Source organism: Cellulomonas sp. EB106-03-03-XG116 (assembly GCF_058792015.1).
On sequence record NZ_JBYTEP010000027.1, the window covers coordinates 1 to 20,151 of the forward strand.

Genomic DNA, 20,151 nt, shown 5'->3' on the forward strand with positions numbered 1-20,151 from the left:
CCCCCCCCCCCCCCCCCCCCCCCCCCCCCCCCCCCCCCCCCCCCCCCCCCCCCCCCCCCCCCCCCCCCCCCCGCCCGCGAGGGAGACCCCATGACCAGCACCGAGGCCACCCCGGCCGCCCCGGCGACCGCCGCTGCGCCCGCCCGGGCCGCGCAGGCCCCCGCTCCCGCCGCCCCGGCGCCCGAGCGCCCCGCCCGCGCCGCCCGCCGCCGCCCCCGCGTCGGCCCGCTCCTGCTCGCGCTCCCCGTGCCCGCGCTCGTCCTGGTCCTGTGGACCGTCGGCGTGCAGCAGGCGTGGGAGCTGCCGTTCGGCATCAAGATGGGCTTCCTGCCCACCCCGCTGGAGGTCGGCCGCCGGCTGGTCGACCTGGCGGTCGGGGGCATCGTGGACGACGCGTTCAGCGGCACCCTGCTCGCCCACCTGTGGGCCTCGACGCAGCGCGTGCTCGCCGGCTTCGCCCTGGCGGTCGCCCTGGCGGTGCCGCTCGGCGTCGTGATGGGCCGGTTCTCGCTCGCGTTCCGGATGCTGGAGCCGACGGTCAACCTGGCCCGGCCGATCCCGGTCACCGCGTGGGCGCCGCTGACGCTGCTGATCATCGGGTACGGCGACGGCTCCGCGATCTTCCTGGTGTTCCTCGCGGCGTTCTTCCCGGTGCTGCTCAACACGATCGCCGGCGTGCGCCAGGTGCCGGTGCGGCTCCTGGAGGCGGCCGCGATGCTCGGCACGAAGAAGGCCCAGGTGCTCTACAAGGTGGTGCTGCCCGCCTCGATGCGGTCGATCGCCAGCGGGCTGCGCGTGGCGCTTGGCCTGGCGTGGGTGATCCTCGTGGTCGGCGAGACCGTCGGCATCAACACCGGGCTCGGCGCCATGATCACGCAGGCCCGCGACCAGTCGAAGACCGACCTCATCGTCGCCGGGATGGTCGTCATCGGCCTGTGCGGCTTCGTGGCCGACCGCCTGCTCACCGGCCTCCTCGCGCTCGCGACCCGCGGCCGCCCCACCCTGACCTGACGCGCCCCGCCCGACCCGACAGGAGACGACCATGCCCCGCATCGGCACCGTCCGCCCCCGCCAGCCCGCCGACGTCCGCGTCGCCGGCCTCGGCAAGCAGTACCCCACCCGGTCCGGCGCCTCCGTGGCCGCGATGGCCGACGTCGACCTCGACGTCCCGGCCGGCGAGTTCGTCTGCGTCGTCGGCGCCTCGGGCTGCGGGAAGAGCACGCTGCTGCGGATCCTCGCCGGCTTCGAGGACGCGACGTCCGGCACTGTCGCGGTCGCCGGTGCGCCGGTCACCGGACCGGACCCCGAGCGCGGCGTCGTGTTCCAGGACTACGGCCTGTTCCCGTGGCTGTCCGTCCGGGAGAACATCGCCTACGGCCCGAAGCAGGCCCGGCTGCAGCGCTCCGTCGTCACCGAGCGCACCGACCGGTTCCTCGGGGCCGTCGGGCTGACCCGGTTCGCGGACAAGTACCCGAGCGAGCTGTCCGGCGGCATGCAGCAGCGCGTCGCCATCGCCCGGGTGCTCGCCAACGACCCGTCCCTGCTGCTGATGGACGAGCCGTTCGGGGCCCTTGACGCCCTCACCCGGTCGACGCTGCAGGGCGAGCTGTCCCGGATCCACCGGGAGACCGGCACGACCGTCCTGTTCGTCACGCACTCCATCGAGGAGGCCGTGTTCCTCGCCGACCGCGTCGTGGTGATGGCGGGCGGCGCGTCGCACGGGGTCCCGGGCCACGTGAAGCAGATCGTCCCGATCGACCTCGCGGGCGACCGGGACGTGACCTCCGCGGAGTTCAACGCCCTGAAGCGCCGGATCTCCGCGCTGGTCCACGAGGAGGTCGCGGCCCCGGCGGCGTGAGCCGAGGAAAACGGCCGCGCGCGGGCCGGTCGGGTGGCTAGCGTCGGGCCATGACCGACGGAACCCCGGGGGTCGTGGCCCCCGACCCGGACCCCGCCCGCACCGACGCGTTCCTCGACGCCGTCGGCACGCTGATCGAGCGGGTCAACGACCGCGCGCAGCGCCGGCGGTCCGGCGACGCCACGCCGATCGCCGAGGTGCTCCGCGAGCACCTCGGCACCGACCCGCGCGGGCTGGCCGTCCTGACGGAAGAGGTCGGGGCGCTCCGCGCGGTCGACGCCGACGTGGCGCTCGAGGTCGTGGTCGGCGCGGCCGGTGGCGGGCGGCTCGTCGGGGTCGGCGGCGGCGAGCAGCGCCGGCACTCGTCGTTCTCCGAGATCGTCGAGCACTCCGGCGCGTGGGCGCAGTTCCCCGTCGGCGCCGTCGACTACGTCCGCGTGCCCGTCGGACCCGACGCCGACCGCCGGGTCGTCGCGTTCGGCGTGCACCTGTTCCGGTTCGGGGGCGCCCCGGTCGCCCTGCTGCAGCGGGCGGCCGCGCCCCAGCAGGGGCAGGAGGCGAAGCTCGAGGCGATGTCGCCCGACGAGGACGCGGCGGCGGCCGCGCTGGCCGCGGTCCGGGAGGCGATGCTGAGCCACTCGGTGCTGCGCGGCCAGGTGGTGAGCTTCACGCCCAGCCCGTACGGCCAGTCGGCGGGCGGGGTCACGTTCCTGCCGCGGGTGCGGGTCCCGGCCGAGGACGTCGTGCTGCCCGAGGGCACCCTGGAGCGGGTCGAGCGGCAGGTGCTCGGGGTCGCCCGGCACCGCGACCGCCTGCGGGCCGCCGGCCAGCACCTCAAGCGCGGCGTCCTGCTCTACGGGCCGCCCGGGACGGGCAAGACCCACACGGTCAGGCACCTCCTCGGGGCTGACGCGGGGACCACGGCCATCGTGCTGGCGGGCCAGTCGCTGGGCCTGGTGCGGCTCGCGACCGAGACCGCGCACGCGCTGCAGCCGGCCGTCGTCGTGCTGGAGGACGTCGACCTCATCTCCGAGGACCGGTCGCTGCACGCCGGTCCGCAGCCGCTGCTGTTCGAGGTGCTCGACGCGATGGACGGCCTCGGCGGGGACGCCGACGTCGCGTTCCTGCTCACCACCAACCGCGCCGACCTGCTGGAGCGGGCGCTGGCGCAGCGTCCGGGCCGGGTGGACCTCGCGGTGGAGATCCCGCTGCCCGACGACGAGGCCCGGCTGCGGCTGTTCCGCCTCTACGCCGACGGGCTGCCGCTCACGCCCGGGGCGCTGGGCGACGCGGCCGGGGCCACGGCCGGCGTGACCGCGTCGTTCGTCAAGGAGGTGATCCGGCGGGCCGTGCTGCTCGCCGCCGAGGAGGACCGCACCGTGGACGACGCCGCCCTCGGCGCGGCGGTCGCCGAGCTCACGGACGACACGCAGCGCGTCACCCGGTCCCTGCTGGGGGCGGGTGCGGGTCAGCCGGAGTAGGCGGCGAGCACCGTCCGGGCCGCCGCCGCCAGCACCGCGTCGTCCGGCTCGGCGGCCTCGTCCGGGTGGTCGGTCAGCACCGCCAGCACGAGCGGGGCGCGCCCGGGCGGCCAGAGGACCGCGACGTCGTTGCGGGAGCCGTACCGGCCGGCGGTGCCGGTCTTGTCGCCGACCACCCAGCCGTCCGGCGTCCCCGCGCGGATCGCGTCGAGGCCCGTCGTGCTGGCGGTGAGCCAGCCGACGTACGCCTCGCGCACCGCGGGGTCGAGGGCGTCGCCGACGGCGTAGGTCGCCAGCCCGTCGGCTAGGGCGCGCGGGGTGGAGGTCCGGGCCGGGTCGCCGGGCGTGAACCGGTTCAGCTCCGGCTCGGCCGCGTCGACCCGGGTCGTGGTGTCGCCGCGCGCCGCGAGCGCCGCCTGCAGGGCGGCGGGCCCGCCCAGGTGCCGGAGCAGCACGTTGAGCGCGCCGTTGTCGCTGTCGGTGACCGCCGCCGCGCCGAGCGCGCCGATCGTGAGGTCCGTGCCCGCCGCGCCGGCGGTGACCGGGGCGTGGCCCACGTCCGCGACGTCCTCGGCGGTCACGGTCAGCGGCCGGTCGAGCACCGACGCCGGCTGCCCCGCCAGCACCTCGCCGGCGGCCAGCGCCTTGAGCGTCGACGCGTAGCCGAACCGCTCGTCGGCCCGGTACGCCACCGTGTCGCCGGTGCCGGTGTCGTGGGCGTACACGCCGACCCGGCGGCCGGTCGACCGCTCGAGCGCCGCGAGGTCGGCCTCGACGGCGGCGGTGAGGTCGGCGGGCGCGGCGGCGGTGGGAGCCCCGGTCGGTGTCGGTGCGGGGACCTCGGCCGCCCGTCCGTCGCGCCCGCCGGGCGGGTCGGGCGCGCACGCCGCGGCGGTCAGCGTGAGGGCCATCGCGAGCGCCGCACGGGCCAGCGCCGCCGCGGGCAGCCCGGCACCAGCCCGGCGCTCGGCGCGCACCCAGCGCCCACCGCGCACCCGGCGCTCAGCGCGCACCCGGCCGCCAGAGCACGATCGCCCCGCGCGCGCCCACGGCCCGCGGATCCTCCGAGGGCGCCCCGCCGTCCGCGGCCCCGCGCCGGCGCTGGCCGCGGCCCATCGCCACGACGTCGCCGGACGGGTGCGCCGTGAACACGCGCCGCCCGGGCTCCGCGAACGCGCGCAGGTACTCCACCTGGCGGCGCAGCCGCTCGACCTCGGACTCGAGCTCGAGGATCCGCTTGATGCCGGCGAGGTTCACGCCCTCCTCCTGGGAGAGGCGCTGCACCTCGCGCAGCGTCGCGATGTCGCGCAGCGAGTACCGGCGGCCGCGCCCGCGGGTGCGGCCGGGCTGCACCAGCCCGAGCCGGTCGTACTGCCGCAGGGTCTGCGGGTGCATGCCCGCGAGCTCGGCGGCGACCGAGATCACGTACACCTGCGCGTCCTCCGAGACCATCCCCGCCACCTCCTCCGGTCGGTCGGTCGGTCGGCGCGCGCGGGGCGGTGCCCCGAGCGCGCCGGCCCGTCAGTCCTTGGCCCGCGCCAGCAGGTCGGCGCGCGGGTCCTCGCCGGACGTCGCGATGCCGAACGCCTGCACGGCCTCCTTCGCGGCGGCGCTGAGCCGCTGCGGGACGACGACCTGCACCGTGACCAGGAGGTCCCCGGTGCCGCTCGCCGTGGTGACGCCGCGGCCCTTGACCCGGAGCGTCCGGCCCGACGGGGTACCCGCCGGGATCTTCAGGCGCACCTGCCCGCCGTCGAGGGTCGGCACGGGCACCTCGGCGCCCAGCGCGGCCTCGTCGAAGGCGACCGGCAGGGTCACCCGTAGGTTGTTGCCGTCCAGCGCGAACACCGGGTGCGGCGTCACGCGCACGGTGACCTCGAGGTCGCCCGCGGGCGCGCCGTTCTCCCCGGGGCGGCCCTTGCCGCGCAGCCGGATCTTCTGGCCGTCCCGGACGCCGGCGGGGATGCGGGCCTTGACGGTCCGCCCCTCGACGCCGAGCGCGACGGTCGAGCCCTCGACCGCCTGCCGGAACGGCAGCGTGGTCACGGCCGCCAGGTCGGCGCCGCGCCGGGCGGTGCGGCCCTGGCCGAAGCCGCCGCCCCCGCCGAACAGGCCGCCCAGCAGGTCCTCGAACCCGCCGTTGCCGCCCGCGGTACCGCCGCCCGCGCCCTGCGGGAACCGCACGCGGGTGCCGCCGGCGCCGCCGCCGAACACCCCGCCGAACAGGTCCTCGAAGCCGCCGTTCGCGCCGCCGGCACCACCCGGGCCGCCCGCGCCCGCGCGGAACCGCGCGCCGCCGGCCATCGCCCGGAGCTGGTCGTACTGCTGCCGCTGCTCGGGGTCGGAGAGCACCGCGTAGGCCTCGCCGACCTCCTTGAACTTCGCCTCGGCCGCCGCGTCCCCCGGGTTGTGGTCGGGGTGCATGGTGCGGGCGAGCTTGCGGTACGCCTTCTTGATCGTGGCCGCGTCCGCGTCCTTGGCGACGCCGAGCACGGCGTAGAAGTCCTTCTCCAGCCAGTCCTGACCGCTCACGACGCCTCCTTCCGCTCTCTCGTCCGGTTCCCCGGGGCCCGCGTCCGGCCCCGGACCGGGGTGGACCCCACGGCCGGGGCCGCGCCGTGACGACGCGGCCCCTGCCGGTGGGTCCTGATGATGCCCGTCACGCCTCCGGGTCGACGACCGCCACCCGGGCGGCGCGGATCACGCGCTCGCCCATGCGGTAGCCGGGCTGCAGCACCTGCTGCACCGTCGGCTCCGTGACGTCGGCCGAGTGCCCGTGCATGAGCGCCTCGTGCACCTGCGGGTCGAACGGCTCGCCGGCGGCGCCGTAGCGCTCGATGCCGAACCGCCCCAGGGTGCCCTCGAGCTTCTCCGCGATCGACGCGAACGGGCCGACCAGGTCGCCGTGCTGGCGGGCCAGCTCGATGTCGTCGAGGACGCTGATGAGCGCCTCGGCGACGGACGCGACGCCCTGGTCCCGGGCGGTGACCGCCTCGGACTTGGACCGCTTCACGTACGCGGAGTACTGCTGCTCGAGGTTGAAGTAGTCGGCGTTCCGCCTCTGCAGCTCGTCGAGCCGCTCGGCGGCGAGCTTCTGCGCCTCGACCAGGCCCTCCAGCACCACGGCCTCCTCGGCGGCGGTCGCCGCCGCCTCGGCCTCGGCCAGGACCTGCTCCTCGGCGGTCGGCTCGCGCAGCTGCCCCGTCTCCGGGTCGATGCGCCGCTTGTCGGTCACGCGCGGGGCCTCCTCCTCGGGATCGCGCCCCTGCGGGTTCGGCTGGTCGGTCACTTCTTGTCGCCCTCGTCGTCGACGATCTCGGCGTCCACCACGTCGTCGTCCTGCGCGGACGACGCGTCCGCGGCGGGCTGCTCGCCGGCCGGGGCGCCCTCGGGCTGCTGGTTCGCCGAGTACAGCGCCTCGCCGATCTTCTGCGACGCGGTGACCAGCGCGGTCTGCTTCGCGGTGACCTCGGCCAGGTCCTCGCCCTCGAGCGCCTTCTTCAGGTCGTCGACGGCAGAGCGGACCTCGGACTTCACGTCGTCGGACAGCTTGTCGTCGTTGTCGGTGAGCAGCTTCTCCGTGGAGTAGACCAGCTGCTCGGCGGAGTTGCGGGTCTCCGCCTCCTCGCGACGCTTCTTGTCCTCGGCGGCGTGCGCCTCGGCCTCCTTGACCATGCGGTCGATCTCGTCCTTCGGCAGGCCGGAGCCGCCGGAGATCGTCATCGACTGCTCCTTGCCCGTGCCGCGGTCCTTGGCGGACACGTGCACGATGCCGTTCGCGTCGATGTCGAAGGTGACCTCGATCTGCGGGACGCCGCGCGGGGCCGGCGCGATGCCGGTCAGCTCGAACGTGCCCAGCGGCTTGTTGTCCCGCGCGAACTCGCGCTCGCCCTGGAACACCTGGATCAGCACCGACGGCTGGTTGTCCTCGGCCGTCGAGAAGATCTCGCTGCGCTTGGTCGGGATGGCCGTGTTGCGCTCGATGAGCTTGGTCATCACGCCGCCCTTGGTCTCGATGCCCAGGGACAGCGGGGTCACGTCGATCAGCAGGACGTCCTTGCGGTCGCCCTTGATGACACCGGCCTGGAGCGCGGCACCCACGGCCACGACCTCGTCCGGGTTGACGCCCTTGTTCGGCTCCTTGCCGCCGGTCAGCTCGCGCACGACGTCGGCCACGGCCGGCATGCGGGTCGAGCCGCCGACGAGCACCACGTGGTCGATGTCGGCCAGCTTGATGCCCGCGTCGCGGATGACCGCGTTGAACGGCGCCTTGGTCCGCTCGAGCAGGTCGGCCGTCATCTGCTGGAACTGCGCCCGGGTGAGCTTCTCGTCCAGGTGGATCGGGCCGTTCTCGGACATCGAGAGGTACTGCAGGCTGATGTTGGTGCTGGTCGCGGACGACAGCTCCTTCTTGGCCTGCTCCGCCGCCTCGCGCAGCCGCTGCAGGGCGATCTTGTCCTTCGAGAGGTCGACGCCGGTGGAGTTCTTCACCTGGCCGACCAGCCACTCGACGATCCGGTTGTCCCAGTCGTCGCCGCCGAGGCGGTTGTCGCCGGAGGTCGCGCGGACCTCGATGGTCGAGAAGTCGTCGTCCTTGCCCACCTCGAGCAGGGAGACGTCGAACGTGCCGCCGCCGAGGTCGAAGACGAGGATGAGCTCGTCCTCCTTGCCGCGCTCCAGCCCGTAGGCGAGGGCGGCCGCGGTCGGCTCGTTCACGATGCGCAGGACGTTGAGGCCGGCCACCTGGCCGGCGTCCTTGGTCGCCTGGCGCTCGGCGTCGTTGAAGTACGCCGGGACGGTGATGACCGCGTCGGTGACGGGCTCGCCCAGGTACTCCTCGGCGTCGCGCTTCAGCTTGCCGAGCACGCGGGCCGAGATCTCCTGCGCGGTGTACTTCTTGTCGTCGATCTCGACGGACCAGTCCGTGCCCATGTGGCGCTTGACGGACGAGATCGTGCGGTCGACGTTGGTGACGGCCTGGCGCTTGGCCACCTCGCCGACGAGCACCTCGCCGGTCTTGGAGAACGCGACGACCGACGGGGTCGTCCGCGAGCCCTCCGCGTTGGCGATGACGGTGGGCTCCCCGCCCTCGAGGACGGCGACCACGGAGTTCGTGGTGCCCAGGTCGATGCCGACTGCTCGTGCCATGTCTGTGCTCCTTCGTTCGTGCTGCGTGGTCGGGCGCTGCGGCCGTCCCGAGCCGGGGCGGTGGCGCCTTGAGCCTGCTGCGCTCAAGTCTGCGCCGCGGTCGGTCGCGGTGCAACTCCGCGGCTGCGAACTTGAGTCTGCTTGGCTCAACTCCTCGCCCGCGCGGAATGTTCCCGGCCCTTACCCCTCCCCTGCCCCGCCCCTGCCCGCCCCACACCCGCCCCACACCCGCCCCTCCCCCTGCCCCGCGCCCCACCTCGGGCACGCCGGCGCCGAGATTGCAGAAGATGCGGGGTTCGACGTGCGCGAACCCCGCATCTTCTGCGATCTCGGCGAGGCTTGATCCCCGAGCCCCAGGGGTGACGTCAGGCGCCGGCGGCAGCACGCTGCTGCCACTGCTCCCGGGTGATCTCGTACCGGTAGCCGCCGAGGTCTGCACCCTCGACCGCGAGCATGTCGTCGGGCGTCGGCAGCGGCTGCGTCACGGCCATGCCGACCTTTTCCATGACGCGCTGGGACGCGTGGTTCAGCGCCATCGTGGCGCCCCACACGACGCGGACGCCGAGGTCGGTGAACGCGCGCTCGACCAGCGCGGCGGACACCTCCGTCGCGTAGCCGCGGCCCCACGCGGCGCGACGGAGCCGGTAGCCGAGCTCGACCTCGTCCAGCGGCCCGTCGCGCTCCGGGCGCAGGCAGAACCACCCGAGGAACGCGCCGTCGGCCGTGTCGTGGGCGGCGAACAGCCCGAACCGCCCGGCCCACCGGTCGTAGCCGGCGAGGACGCTCGGCAGGTCGCGCTCGCGGACCAGCTCAGGCGCGGTCGGCTCGCCGCCGGACAGGTAGCGCATCACCGCGGGGTCGCTGTCGAGCTCGATCAGCAGGTCCGCCTCGTCCGGACCGAAGGGCCGCAGCGTCACGCGCTCGGTGCGCAGGTACGTGTCCACGGCGGCCAGCATGCCGGAACGGCCGGCCGGGGCGGCGGTGCCCCGGCCGGGCACGACGTCAGATCAGCTCGACGCGGTCCGCCTGCGGGCCGCGGTCGCTCTGCCGCACCTGGTACCGGACGCGGTCGCCCTCGTAGAGCGCCTCCTCGCGCTGGAGGACCGACACGTGGACGAACAGATCCGGCCCGCCGTCGTCGGGTGCGATGAACCCGAAGCCGCGCTCCGCGTCGTAGCGCGCGACGACGCCCTGGCCGCCGCGCTGCGGGGTGCGGGACGAGCGGTCCTGGCCGCCGTGCGACGGGCGGTCGCCGCGGGACGGCGCGCCGCGCCCGCCGCGCCCGGAGCCGCCGACCAGGCGCACGCCCTGGGCCTGCAGGCCCTTCTCGCCCTCCGAGGCGCGGTAGCTCACCCGGTCGCCCTCGGCCAGCTCGGTCAGCCCGCCGGTGAGCGTGCGGGCGTGGACGAAGACGTCCTGGTCGCCGGAGTCGGGGGTGATGAAGCCGAAGCCCTTGCCGGCGTCGTACCAGGTCACGGTGCCGTCGGCGCCGTCGTTCAGCGCGGCGCCCCGGGGCGCGCCCGCGCCGGCGCCGGCCGCGAGCGGCAGCACGTGGTCGGCCTGCGGGCCCTTCTCGCCGTCGACGACCAGGAACGCGACCGGCTGGCCGTCGGTGAGCACGCCGCCACCGACGACCGCCGAGCTGTGCACGAAGATCTCCTGGCCGTCCTCGCGGGTGAGGAAGCCGTAGCCCTTGGCCGGCTCGTACCAGTTGACGGTGCCGAGCACGCCGAGCGCGGCGTCCGCCGGCACGTCGCCCGTGACGCGGACCTGGCGCGCCTGCGGGCCGCGGTCGCCCTCGCCGACCTCGAACTCGACGGACTGCCCCTCGCGCAGCGACGTCGGACCCTCCTGGCCGACGATCTCGGACGCGTGGACGAACAGGTCCTCGGCGTCGTCGCCGAGCGCGATGAAGCCGAACCCTCGCTCGGTGTCGAACCAGCGGACGGTTCCCTGCGGCACGGTGGTACTCCTCGTGGTGATGGCGGTTGCTGCCCCCAGTGTCCCCCCGACGCCCGCGCGGGACGAACTGCCCCGGGGTGGCGGGGCGGTAGCGTCGCGGCGTGGTCCGCCGTCGCAAGGTCTCGTCCGGGGCGTCGCCGTCGACCCGCGCGCGCTACGCGAAGCGCCGCCGGCGCCGGGTCGCGCTCGCCGACAACGACCTGACCGCGACCGACTGGGCGGACCTCGTCGCCGCGTGGGGCGGCGCGTGCGCGTACTGCGGGGCCCCCGGCCCGGCGCTGCAGCGCGACTGCGTCCTGCCGATCTCCCGAGGGGGCCGCTACACGCTCGAGAACGTCGTGCCGGCGTGCGCGTCCTGCAACGCGAGCAAGCACAACGACGAGGTCACCGGCTGGTTGCGGCGCAAGAAGCTCGACGAGCGGGCGTTCCTGGTCCGGCACGCGACCGTCCTGCGCACCCTCGCGGGGTCGTCCGACCCGGCCTGAGCGGTCGCCGCCCGGGCGACCCGCGGATACGTTGACGCGGGTGGACCCGATCCGCGTCGGCCTGGTGGCCGATCCCGCGTCACCCACCGAGATCGCCCAGCAGATGGGCGACCTCGACCCGCCGCGCGGACCGGACCGCGCGAGCTGGGACGTCGACGTGGTGAGCGAGCCGTTCACCGTGGGCTCCGAGGAGGTCGGCACCGCGATCGACCGGCTGGCCGAGCACGCGAGCCGGCACGGCTGGGACCTCGTGGTCGGCCTCACCGAGCTGCCGCTGCGCGACGACGACGGCCGGTACCTGCTGACCAAGGTGGACCCGGGCGGCCGGGCGGCGGTCCTGTCGCTGCCCGCCCTCGGCGGCCTCCGGATGCACGCGCGCGCCCGGCACGCGGTCCGGGAGCTCGTCGGCGGCATGGCGGACGCCACCTCGTCCGACGACGAGCGGGTGCCCCTGCCGCGCGTCCGGGGCCGCGGGCGGCTCCTCGTGGGCATGGTGCTCGCCAACCGGCCGTGGCTGCTCGTGCCCGGCCTGAAGTCCGCGCTCGTCGCGGCGCTCGCGACCGGTGCCGTCGCCACGATCAACTCCACGGTGTGGCTCCTCGCCGGGTCCCTGTCGACGTGGCGCCTCGCGGTGGCGACGGTCGCCTCCGTGGCGCTCGTCGTCGGGTGGCTCGTGGTCGACGGGCAGCTGTGGGACCGGCCGGAGGACTCCTCCCCGGAGGCCCGCGAGCGGTCCCGCCTCTACAACACCTCGACGCTGGTGACCCTCGTCATCGGGGTGGTCGTGTGCTACCTCATGCTCTACGTGGTCAACCTGGCCTGGGCGCTGTTCGTCCTCGACCCCGCCGTGATGGGCGGCTACCTCGGCACCACGCTGGGGTACGGAGACCTGTTCCTGCTGTCCTGGTTCGTGGCCTCCGCGGCCACCGTCGGCGGCGGCCTCGGGTCGGGGCTCGAGTCGGACGACGCGATCCGCGCGGCCACGTACTCGAAGCGCGAGGAGGAGCGCCGGGCGCGGCTCGCGGGCGACAGGCGCGGGCGGCGGGGTCGGCGGAGTCGCGAGCGCCAGGGCTGATCCGACGGCGGTGTGACCAGACGCACCGTGGGCTCGCGGCGGTCCGCGCCGTAGGATCCTCCGGGCCCCGCGCGACCGCGGCGCCTTCTCCCCACCCCAGGACGGACGGCGCATGAGCGCGCAGACGACCACGCCCGCGCAGCACCCGGACGGGCCCGCCGACGAGGACCTCGACCTCGTCGCGGCGGCCGACGTGCCCGGCGTCGACCCCGCCGAGTTCGCCACCTTCCTGCGCGTCGCCGACCAGGTCGCCGCCCTGCCGCAGACGCACCCGCAGCACGCCGCCGCCCGCCGCGCCGCGTCCGCGATGTTCAAGGCCGCGAAGAAGCACCGCCGCGGGGAGAAGCGCCGGCTGGTCGCCGAGGCCGACGCCGCGGTCGTCGCCGCCACCGCGACCGGCAGCCCCGGCCGCATCGACGACGAGACCGCCGGCATCCAGATCACCTCGTCGGCGACCGGCGCCATCGCGGGGACGCTCATCCGCCCGCGCGCCTGCTACGTCTGCAAGCAGGACTACACGGTCGTCGACGCCTTCTACCACCAGCTCTGCCCCGACTGCGCGGCGCTGCACCACGCCAAGCGCGACGCCCGCACCGACCTCACGGGCCGCCGCGCGCTGCTCACCGGCGGCCGCGCGAAGATCGGCATGTACATCGCGCTGCGACTGCTCCGCGACGGCGCCGACCTGACGATCACCACCCGGTTCCCCAAGGACGCGGTCCGCCGGTTCAGCGCGATGGACGACTCGGCCGACTGGATCGACCGGCTGCACGTCGTCGGCATCGACCTGCGCGACCCGGCGCAGGTCGTGTCGCTGGCGGACCACGTCGCCGCCCAGGGCCCGCTGGACATCCTGATCAACAACGCCGCGCAGACGGTGCGGCGGTCGCCGGGCGCGTACGCGCGGATCGCGGACGCCGAGGACGCCCCGCTGGACGCGGACGCCGCGCGGATGATCACCACCTTCGGCCGCACCAGCGACGCGCACCCGCGCGCGCTCGCCGGGTCGGTGAGCGACCTGACCAGCCCCGCGCTGGCGATCGAGCGGGCCGGGCGCGCCGCCGCGGAGGAGCTCACCGCGCTGTCGCTGACCGCCGAGGCGGCCAGCCTGGAGCGGCTGGTCGCGGGGACGTCGATCGACGCCGGCGGCCTCATCCCCGACGTCGCCGAGACCAACTCGTGGGTCGCGACGGTCGACGGCGTGGACCCGATGGAGCTGCTCGAGGTGCAGCTCTGCAACCAGACGGCCCCGTTCATCCTGGTCAGCCGGCTGCGCGCCGCCATGGCCGCGTCGTCGGCGCGGCGGACCTACATCGTGAACGTGTCGGCGATGGAGGGCGTGTTCGCCCGCGGGTACAAGGGCCCCGGCCACCCGCACACGAACATGAGCAAGGCCGCGCTCAACATGCTCACCCGGACGAGCGCCGGCGAGATGTTCGCCGACGGCATCCTCATGACCGCGGTCGACACCGGGTGGATCACCGACGAGCGCCCGCACCCGACCAAGGTGCGGCTCGCCGAGGAGGGGTTCCACGCGCCGCTCGACCTGGTCGACGGGGCCGCCCGGGTGTACGACCCGATCGTCCGCGGCGAGGCCGGCGAGGACCTGTACGGCTGCTTCCTCAAGGACTACGCGCGCTCGCAGTGGTGACCTGTGCCCGTCAGGCCGGCTCGACCGGGAGCCAGAGCTCGACGGTCGCGGTGCTGAGGTCGTCGGCGCGCTCGAGGACCGCCACGACCTCCGGGCCCGGGCGCAGGCGCCAGGGGTTGGACGGGAACCACTCGGTCGCGGTCGCGGCCCACAGGCGCTGCAGCGTCTCCGGGTAGGGCCCGGCAGCGCGGAAGACCGCCCACGACCCCGCCGGCACCGGGAGGACGTCGAGGTCGTCCGGCACCTCGACCGCGTCCGAGACGGCGACGCCGTGCAGGTAGGTCAGCTCCGTGCCCTCGCGGCGGTCGGGGTCGAGGTCGGCGCTCACGGCGAGCAGCCCGGCCGGCTCGGCGTCGCCCAGCACCTTCAGCCGTGCGTGCTCCTCGGCGGGGAGCGAGGCGACGTGCCGCTGGATCGCGGGGTTGACCCCCTCGTGCACGAGGGGGACGCGGGCGGCGTGGCCTGCGAGGCGGAAGTCGGGGCGGGAGACGAGTCGGACGTCCATGGGTGCTGCTCCTTCGACGGTCAGGCGGAACCTGAGGCGGGGTTGGGTCCGGAGGGGGCCGCCATCGCGCCGGGCCTGCCCCGGGCTCACGCCGTGCACCGCGCGGAACGCCCGGCCGAACGCCTCGGCCGAGCCGTAGCCGTGCCGCACGGCGATGCCGAGCAGGTCGCCGCGGCCGTCGACGACCTCCGCCGCAGCGACGGTCATCCGGCGGCGGCGCACGTAGTCCGACAGCGGCATCCCGGCCAGCGACGAGAACAGGCGCCGCAGGTGGTACTCGGTCGTGCCGAGCGTCCCTGCGAGGTCGGCGACGTCGAGGTCGTCGGTGAGACGGTCCTCCACCACGTCGACGAGCCGGTTGAGCGAGGCGATCACGGTGCTCCCTTCCGCGGCCCAGCCTGCCGACCGCGCGCACGACGCCGCCCGACCATCCTGGCCCGATCCGATCAGGACTCGTGGGTATTCAGTGTTGCCAAGTACCGGTACCTAGCGTTACGTTGTACCGGTAGTCAGCGACACCGAGTACAGGAGCCCACGATGGCCAACCAGATGACCGAGATGCTCAAGGGCACGCTCGAGGGCATCGTCCTCGCGATCCTCGAGGCGCGGCCCGCGTACGGCTACGAGATCACCGCGCAGCTCCGCGACGAGGGGTTCGCGGACCTGGCCGAGGGCACCGTGTACGCGCTCCTGGTCCGGATCGAGCAGCGCGGTTTCGTCGACGTCGAGAAGGTCCCGTCCGAGAAGGGCCCGCCGCGCAAGGTCTACTCGCTCAACGCCGCGGGCCGGGACCAGCTCGACGAGTTCTGGGCCACCTGGGCCTTCCTCACCGGGCGGATCGAGCACCTCCGCGCCGCGCACGCCGACCGCACCGGTTCCACCAACACCGACTCCGGCACCACCCACCGCACCACCGACCGCACCACCGACCGCACCGAAGGGGACGACTGACATGGTCGCGAAGTGGATCGAGGCCCTCACCGGCTCGCTCGAGCAGAAGAAGCAGTACCGGCAGGACATGGCCCGCATCAAGGCGCTGCCGGAGCCCTACCGCACCGCCGCGAAGGCCACGCACCGGTACCTCATGTACTCCGGCGGCGTCACGGACGGCGACACCATGATCACGATGTTCACCGATCTCGCGGACCTGTGGGAGCGCGCGGCCACCGACGGGACCCCCGTCCGCGACGTCGTGGGCGACGACCCGGTCGAGTTCGCGGAGACGTTCGCCCAGGCGTACGTCGGCGAGCGGTGGATCGACAAGGAGCGCGCCCGCCTGACGAAGGCGATCGACGAGGCCGAAGGGGACGTCCGGTGACCGCCGGGTCAGCGGCGCCCGCCGTCGCCGTCCGCGGCGTCGAGAAGTCGTTCGGCGACCTGCGCGTGCTCCGCGGCGTCGACCTCGAGGTGGCACCCGGGACGATCGTCGCCCTGCTCGGCTCCAACGGGGCGGGCAAGACGACCCTCGTCCGGATCCTGTCGACCCTGCTGAAGCCCGACGCGGGCACGGCGACGGTCCACGGCTTCGACGTCGTGGGCCAGGCCGCCGAGGTCCGCCAGTCCATCAGCCTCACCGGCCAGTTCGCGGCCGTCGACGGGATGCTCACCGGGCGGGAGAACCTCCGGCTGGTCGCCCGGCTCCGGCACCTGCCCGACCCGGGCGCGGTGGCGGACCGGCTGCTCGACCGGTTCGCGCTCACCGAGGCGGGCGGGCGCCGGGCGTCGACCTACTCGGGCGGCATGCGGCGCCGGCTGGACATCGCGATGAGCCTGATCGGCGACCCGCCGGTGATCTTCCTCGACGAGCCGACGACCGGGCTCGACCCGCAGGCCCGCACCGAGGTGTGGCGGACCGTCGAGGAGCTCGCCGGCGGCGGCACCACCGTCCTGCTCACCACGCAGTACCTGGACGAGGCGGAGCGCCTCGCCGACCGGATCGCGATCCTGCACGAGGGGACGATCATCCAGGACGGCACGCTCGCCGAGCTCAAGCGGCTGCTCCCGCCCGCCCGGGTGGAGTACGTCGAGAAGCAGCCCACGCTCGAGGACGTCTTCCTCGCCCTCGTCGGTGCCGGCAGCACGCCGACCGGGAAGGACCCGCGATGAGCGCCACCGCCACCACCCACGTCGTCGGCGACACCGTCGCCCTCACCGACCGGTCGCTGCGGCACATCCTGCGCAGCCCCGACACGATCATCACGACCGCGGTCACCCCGGTCGCCCTCATGCTGCTGTTCGTCTACGTGTTCGGCGGGGCGATCCACGGCGGGTCCACCGCGTCGTACGTCGACTACCTGCTGCCCGGCATCCTGCTCATCACGGTCGCGTCCGGCGTCGCGTACACCGCCTACCGGCTGTTCCTCGACCTGCAGGGCGGCATCGTGGAGCGGTTCCAGTCCATGCCGATCGCCCGGCCGAGCGTCCTGTGGGCGCACGTGCTGACGTCGATGGCGGCCAACCTGACGTCGGTCGTCCTGGTCGTCGGGATCGCGCTGCTCATGGGGTTCCGCACCGGGACGACCGTCCTCGCGTGGCTCGCCGTGGCCGGCATCCTGGTCCTGTTCACGCTCACGCTGACCTGGATCGCCGTCCTCGCCGGGCTGTCCGCGAAGACCGTCGACGGGGCGAGCGCGTTCTCCTACCCCCTGATCTTCCTGCCGTTCATCAGCTCGGCGTTCGTGCCGACGGACTCGATGCCGACCGCAGTCGCGTGGTTCGCCGAGCACCAGCCGGTCACCGCCGTGGTCGACTCGATCCGGGCGCTGTTCGCCCAGGAGCCGGTCGGCGGCGACCTGTGGGTGGCGCTGGCGTGGCTGGTCGGGATCCTGGTGCTCGCGTACGCGCTGTCGGTGCGGGCGTACCGGCGCAAGGTGGGCTGACCCCGGGCGGGGGGTCAGGCCGTCGCCAGGACGGGCGCGAAGGGCACCAGCTCCTCGCGCCCGTCCTCGACGACCAGGCAGGTGCTCTCCGGGACCTCCAGCCAGGCGCCCTTGAGGTCGCCCAGCGGCTCCGAGACCACGATCCGGGTGTCGTCCGACAGGCCGTGCAGCACCGGGTTGTCCGGGTACTGCGCCCGGAGCACCGCGACGTCCCGGTTCCGGAACAGCGACCGCGACCGGCCCTCGGAGGAGTACCGGAACGTCCACAGCCGCTGGCCGTCCGTCGTCGCGAACGTCCCCTGCACCGGGAACGCCACGCCGTGCCGGAGGGCCACGTCCTCGATCAGGCCGACCGCCCGGGCCACGGCGGCCGGCGGGTCGTCGGTCAGGCCGAAGGTCAGCGCCAGGTAGAACAGCGTCTCCGAGTCGGTCGAGCCCTCGATCAGCGGGTAGAGGGTCGGGTCGACGGCCATCCGCAGGTCCCGCTTGAGGGTGCTGAACCCGTTGATCACGCCGTTGTGCGCGAACAGCCACTGCCCGTGCCGGAACGGGTGGCAGTTGGTCTGCTGCACGGCGGTCCCGGTCGTGGCGCGGATGTGGGCGATGACCATGCCGGAGCGGATGTGCTGCGACAGCTCGCGCAGGTTCCGGTCGCTCCACGCCGGCTCGATGCTGCGGAACAGCCCGGGGATCGGCGAGTGGTCGTCGTACCAGCCGACGCCGAACCCGTCGCCGTTCATCGGCTCGACGCCCAGCCGGCTGTGCCGGCTCTGCATGACGAGCGAGTTCTCCGGCTTGTAGAGCAGCTCGTCGAGCGTCACCGGCGAACCCGTGTACGCGAGCCAACGGCACATGGCGGCCTCCCCCTCCGGGTGGGGCCGGCGCCGTCGCGGGCCCTCGGGGCCACTGTGCACCGGGGCCTCGCAGGGAGCGGTCGGGCCTACGCCTCGGGGTCCCAGCGCGACGGGACCAGGTCGGCCAGCAGGGTGCGGTGCGCCCACCGGGCCCACGCGAGCGCGCTCCACCCGCCCCGCCGCACCAGCGCGTTCCACGTCTCGGGCCCGAGGACGAGCGCCACCACGTCGGTCGCCCGCTCGACGTCGAGCCCCGGCCGCAGGACCCCGTCCCGGTCGCACGCCTCGACGAGCAGCCGGTGCACGGAGCGCCGGCGGGCCTCGTCCCGCTCCCACGCCGCGTGCAGCACCGGGTCGCCGACGGCGTGCGCACGCACCAGGTCCTGCACCCCGGCGGCGCGGCCGAGCAGCTCGGCGGACCCGCGCGCGTGCAGGAAGACCCGGCGGGCGGGGTCCGGCTCGGCGACGACGGCGCGCACCCACGGCTGGTCGGCGAGGTCGGGCGCCGCGTCCCGGCGGTCGGCGCCGTCGACGGCGTGGTCCAGGCAGCCGACGAGGATGTCGGACTTGGACGGGTAGGAGTAGTAGACGGTCTGCACCCCGAGGCCGGCGGCGCGGCCGACGGCCGTGATCGTCGTCGGGCCGTACCCGTCGGTGAGGAACAGCCGGGTGGCGGCCTCGGCGATCCGCGCCCGCGAGGCGGCGGCCCGGGCGGCGCGCCCGTCCCGGGGTATCGCGGTGTCGCTGCTGGTCACGCGGGTAACCGTAGCAGCACTACGCATACCTTCCCGTAGCGCCGCTCCGACAACCACCGCCCGGCCCGGCGCCGACCCGCGCGCCTCGACGCCACCCCGCCACGGATCGTCCGCCGAGATGGCGACTTTCGGCTGTGATCAGGGCGTTCACGGCAGCCGAGAGTTGCCGTCTCGGCGATGGTCAGCCCGCGGGGTTGTGGGAGTTGCGCTACGGAAAGCGCGGTCAGTGGCCCGTCGCCAGGAGCAGCAGCAGGGCCAGGTTGAGGGCCACGACCAGGGCGACCACGACCACCAGCACCGCCTGCAGCCGCGGGCCGTTCGCGTGCCCGCCCATCAGCGACCGGTCCCGGTTCAGCCGGACCAGCGGGATGACGGCGAACGGGATGCCGAAGCTCAGCACGACCTGGCTCACCACCAGCGTCCAGGTCGGGTCCGCGCCGACGCCGAGCAGCACCAGCGCCGGGACCAGCGTGATCGCCCGGCGGACCAGCAGCGGGATGCGCTTGTGGATCAGGCCCTCCATCACGGCGGCCCCGGCGTAGCAGCCGACCGATGTGGACGCGAGGCCGGACGCGAGAAGCCCGATCGCGAACACCACGCCGACGACCGGGCCCAGGGCCCCGCTGATCGCCGCGTGCGCGCCCTCGATGGTGTCGGTGCCCTCGACGCCGCGGAGGTTCGCGGCCGCGAGCAGCAGCAGGCCGATGTTCACGGTGCCGGCGAGCGTCAGCGCCGCGCCGACGTCCCACCGGGTCGCCCGCAGCAGCCCGGACCGCGCCGACTCGTCCGGCACCCGGCCGAACCGGTCCCGGCTCAGAGCGGAGTGCACGTAGATGGCGTGCGGCATGACCGTGGCGCCGAGCATCGAGGCCGCGAGCAGCACCGAGTCCGTGCCGGCGAACCGCGGGACCAGCCCGCCGAGCATCTCGCCCGGGTCGGGCGGGCCCACCAGCAGGCCGGCGAGGAACCCGACCACGATCACGAGCAGCAGGCCGACGATCACCGTCTCGAACCGCCGCTGCCCGTACCGGTTCTGCGTCGCCAGGAGCAGCATCGAGACGCCGCCGACGATCAGACCGCCGACCACCAGCGGGAGCCCGAACAGCAGGTTCAGCGCGATCGCGCCGCCGACCACCTCGGCGATGTCGGTGGCCGCCGCGACGACCTCGGCCTGCGCCCAGTACGCCAGCCGCGACCGGCGCCGCAGCCGCTGCCCCAGCACGCCGGGCAGCGAGTCTCCGGTGACGATGCCGAGCTTGGCGGACTGGTACTGCACCAGGACCGCCATCACGTTCGCACCGACCAGCACCCACAGCAGCAGGTAGCCGTAGCGCGCGCCGGCAGTGAGGTTCGCCGCGACGTTCCCCGGGTCCACGTAGGCGATCGCCGCCACGAAGGCAGGGCCCAGCAGGGGCAGCACGCGGCCGCGCCGCACGGCCTGCCGATCGGTCGTGGTGGTCACCGCACCTCCAAGTTCGGACATCCGAACTCAGTGTAG

The 20,151-nt window shown here is 74.6% G+C and carries 21 protein-coding genes and 3 pseudogenes; 10 read left to right on the forward strand and 14 right to left on the reverse strand.

The genetic code is table 11. The features are described 5' to 3' along the window. Nucleotides 1-90 precede the first annotated feature (90 nt). From AC3WUG_RS11405 to AC3WUG_RS11415, 3 genes are read left to right on the forward strand one after another with little or no spacing between them, the layout of a single operon-like run. Entirely contained in the window at nucleotides 91-1,011 is a 921-nt protein-coding gene (locus tag AC3WUG_RS11405) for an ABC transporter permease (RefSeq protein ID WP_492327764.1), read from the forward strand. Between the two features lie 31 nt (nucleotides 1,012-1,042). Then, nucleotides 1,043-1,858: an ABC transporter ATP-binding protein gene (locus tag AC3WUG_RS11410; protein ID WP_492327765.1), complete on the forward strand. Its 816-nt coding sequence runs from the start codon at nucleotides 1,043-1,045 to the stop codon at nucleotides 1,856-1,858. 50 nt (nucleotides 1,859-1,908) lie between these two features. Next, nucleotides 1,909-3,339, forward strand: coding sequence for an AAA family ATPase (locus tag AC3WUG_RS11415; protein ID WP_492327766.1), 1,431 nt, complete (start codon nucleotides 1,909-1,911; stop codon nucleotides 3,337-3,339). On the opposite strand, the gene bla is transcribed toward AC3WUG_RS11415, so the two are convergent. From bla to AC3WUG_RS11465, 10 genes and pseudogenes are all read right to left on the reverse strand, one after another. Next, nucleotides 3,327-4,352 (reverse strand): class A beta-lactamase, encoded by a 1,026-nt coding sequence (gene bla, locus AC3WUG_RS11420; protein ID WP_492327767.1) that lies wholly within the window; start codon nucleotides 4,350-4,352, stop codon nucleotides 3,327-3,329. The two genes, AC3WUG_RS11415 and bla, sit on opposite strands and share 13 nt — an antisense overlap. Beyond that, on the reverse strand, nucleotides 4,342-4,791 hold the full coding sequence (locus AC3WUG_RS11425) for a heat shock protein transcriptional repressor HspR (protein WP_158370677.1): 450 nt from the start codon (nucleotides 4,789-4,791) through the stop codon (nucleotides 4,342-4,344). The genes bla and AC3WUG_RS11425 overlap by 11 nt, the downstream gene beginning before the upstream one ends. 69 nt (nucleotides 4,792-4,860) lie before the next feature. After that, complete coding sequence (locus AC3WUG_RS11430; RefSeq protein ID WP_147795252.1) at nucleotides 4,861-5,871, reverse strand: DnaJ C-terminal domain-containing protein; 1,011 nt, start codon at nucleotides 5,869-5,871, stop codon at nucleotides 4,861-4,863. A gap of 127 nt (nucleotides 5,872-5,998) precedes the next feature. Next, a complete protein-coding gene (locus AC3WUG_RS11435; protein WP_147795251.1) occupies nucleotides 5,999-6,628 on the reverse strand; it encodes a nucleotide exchange factor GrpE in 630 nt (209 codons plus the stop codon). Next, nucleotides 6,625-8,487, reverse strand: a complete 1,863-nt coding sequence (gene dnaK / locus AC3WUG_RS11440) for a molecular chaperone DnaK (RefSeq protein ID WP_492327768.1) — start codon at nucleotides 8,485-8,487, stop codon at nucleotides 6,625-6,627. Before dnaK ends, AC3WUG_RS11435 begins: the two co-directional genes overlap by 4 nt. A gap of 365 nt (nucleotides 8,488-8,852) precedes the next feature. Next, nucleotides 8,853-9,431, reverse strand: a complete 579-nt coding sequence (locus tag AC3WUG_RS11445; protein WP_492327769.1) for a GNAT family N-acetyltransferase — start codon at nucleotides 9,429-9,431, stop codon at nucleotides 8,853-8,855. A gap of 58 nt (nucleotides 9,432-9,489) precedes the next feature. Continuing rightward, nucleotides 9,490-9,792 (reverse strand): cold-shock protein, encoded by a 303-nt coding sequence (locus tag AC3WUG_RS11450; RefSeq protein WP_374225992.1) that lies wholly within the window; start codon nucleotides 9,790-9,792, stop codon nucleotides 9,490-9,492. Further along, nucleotides 9,781-9,987: pseudogene (locus tag AC3WUG_RS11455) on the reverse strand (cold-shock protein); the annotation flags it as partial. The pseudogene AC3WUG_RS11455 and the gene AC3WUG_RS11450, both read right to left, overlap by 12 nt. A gap of 57 nt (nucleotides 9,988-10,044) precedes the next feature. After that, nucleotides 10,045-10,239, reverse strand: a pseudogene (locus AC3WUG_RS11460) (cold-shock protein); the annotation flags it as partial. A 6-nt stretch (nucleotides 10,240-10,245) separates the two neighbouring features. Continuing rightward, nucleotides 10,246-10,449, reverse strand: a pseudogene (locus AC3WUG_RS11465) (cold-shock protein); the annotation flags it as partial. Between the two features lie 101 nt (nucleotides 10,450-10,550). On the opposite strand from AC3WUG_RS11465, the gene AC3WUG_RS11470 reads away from it, so the two are divergent. The 3 genes from AC3WUG_RS11470 to AC3WUG_RS11480 all read left to right on the forward strand — a co-directional run bounded on the left by AC3WUG_RS11470 (nucleotide 10,551) and on the right by AC3WUG_RS11480 (nucleotide 13,660). Further along, nucleotides 10,551-10,934 (forward strand): HNH endonuclease, encoded by a 384-nt coding sequence (locus AC3WUG_RS11470; protein ID WP_147795247.1) that lies wholly within the window; start codon nucleotides 10,551-10,553, stop codon nucleotides 10,932-10,934. 40 nt (nucleotides 10,935-10,974) lie between these two features. Beyond that, nucleotides 10,975-12,009, forward strand: coding sequence for a hypothetical protein (locus AC3WUG_RS11475; RefSeq protein ID WP_492327770.1), 1,035 nt, complete (start codon nucleotides 10,975-10,977; stop codon nucleotides 12,007-12,009). A gap of 112 nt (nucleotides 12,010-12,121) precedes the next feature. Further along, nucleotides 12,122-13,660, forward strand: coding sequence for an SDR family NAD(P)-dependent oxidoreductase (locus AC3WUG_RS11480; RefSeq protein ID WP_492327771.1), 1,539 nt, complete (start codon nucleotides 12,122-12,124; stop codon nucleotides 13,658-13,660). Between the two features lie 10 nt (nucleotides 13,661-13,670). On the opposite strand, the gene AC3WUG_RS11485 is transcribed toward AC3WUG_RS11480, so the two are convergent. Beyond that, complete coding sequence (locus AC3WUG_RS11485) at nucleotides 13,671-14,540, reverse strand: AraC family transcriptional regulator (protein WP_492327772.1); 870 nt, start codon at nucleotides 14,538-14,540, stop codon at nucleotides 13,671-13,673. A gap of 162 nt (nucleotides 14,541-14,702) precedes the next feature. On the opposite strand from AC3WUG_RS11485, the gene AC3WUG_RS11490 reads away from it, so the two are divergent. The 4 genes from AC3WUG_RS11490 to AC3WUG_RS11505 are packed head-to-tail and all read left to right on the forward strand — an operon-like array spanning nucleotide 14,703 to nucleotide 17,044. Then, nucleotides 14,703-15,116: a PadR family transcriptional regulator gene (locus AC3WUG_RS11490; RefSeq protein ID WP_492327773.1), complete on the forward strand. Its 414-nt coding sequence runs from the start codon at nucleotides 14,703-14,705 to the stop codon at nucleotides 15,114-15,116. 1 nt (nucleotide 15,117) lies between these two features. Continuing rightward, entirely contained in the window at nucleotides 15,118-15,483 is a 366-nt protein-coding gene (locus tag AC3WUG_RS11495) for a DUF1048 domain-containing protein (protein ID WP_492327774.1), read from the forward strand. Next, nucleotides 15,480-16,271, forward strand: coding sequence for an ABC transporter ATP-binding protein (locus tag AC3WUG_RS11500; protein WP_492327775.1), 792 nt, complete (start codon nucleotides 15,480-15,482; stop codon nucleotides 16,269-16,271). Before AC3WUG_RS11495 ends, AC3WUG_RS11500 begins: the two co-directional genes overlap by 4 nt. Continuing rightward, nucleotides 16,268-17,044 carry an ABC transporter permease gene (locus tag AC3WUG_RS11505; protein WP_147795241.1) on the forward strand — a complete coding sequence of 259 codons (777 nt, stop codon included), beginning with the start codon at nucleotides 16,268-16,270 and terminating at the stop codon, nucleotides 17,042-17,044. The genes AC3WUG_RS11500 and AC3WUG_RS11505 overlap by 4 nt, the downstream gene beginning before the upstream one ends. A gap of 14 nt (nucleotides 17,045-17,058) precedes the next feature. On the opposite strand, the gene AC3WUG_RS11510 is transcribed toward AC3WUG_RS11505, so the two are convergent. From AC3WUG_RS11510 to AC3WUG_RS11520, 3 genes are all read right to left on the reverse strand, one after another. Further along, a complete protein-coding gene (locus AC3WUG_RS11510; protein ID WP_492327776.1) occupies nucleotides 17,059-17,898 on the reverse strand; it encodes a class II glutamine amidotransferase in 840 nt (279 codons plus the stop codon). 86 nt (nucleotides 17,899-17,984) lie between these two features. Beyond that, nucleotides 17,985-18,653: a TetR/AcrR family transcriptional regulator gene (locus AC3WUG_RS11515; protein WP_492327777.1), complete on the reverse strand. Its 669-nt coding sequence runs from the start codon at nucleotides 18,651-18,653 to the stop codon at nucleotides 17,985-17,987. A gap of 223 nt (nucleotides 18,654-18,876) precedes the next feature. Further along, nucleotides 18,877-20,136, reverse strand: a complete 1,260-nt coding sequence (locus AC3WUG_RS11520; protein WP_492327778.1) for an Nramp family divalent metal transporter — start codon at nucleotides 20,134-20,136, stop codon at nucleotides 18,877-18,879. Nucleotides 20,137-20,151: the final 15 nt, after the last annotated feature.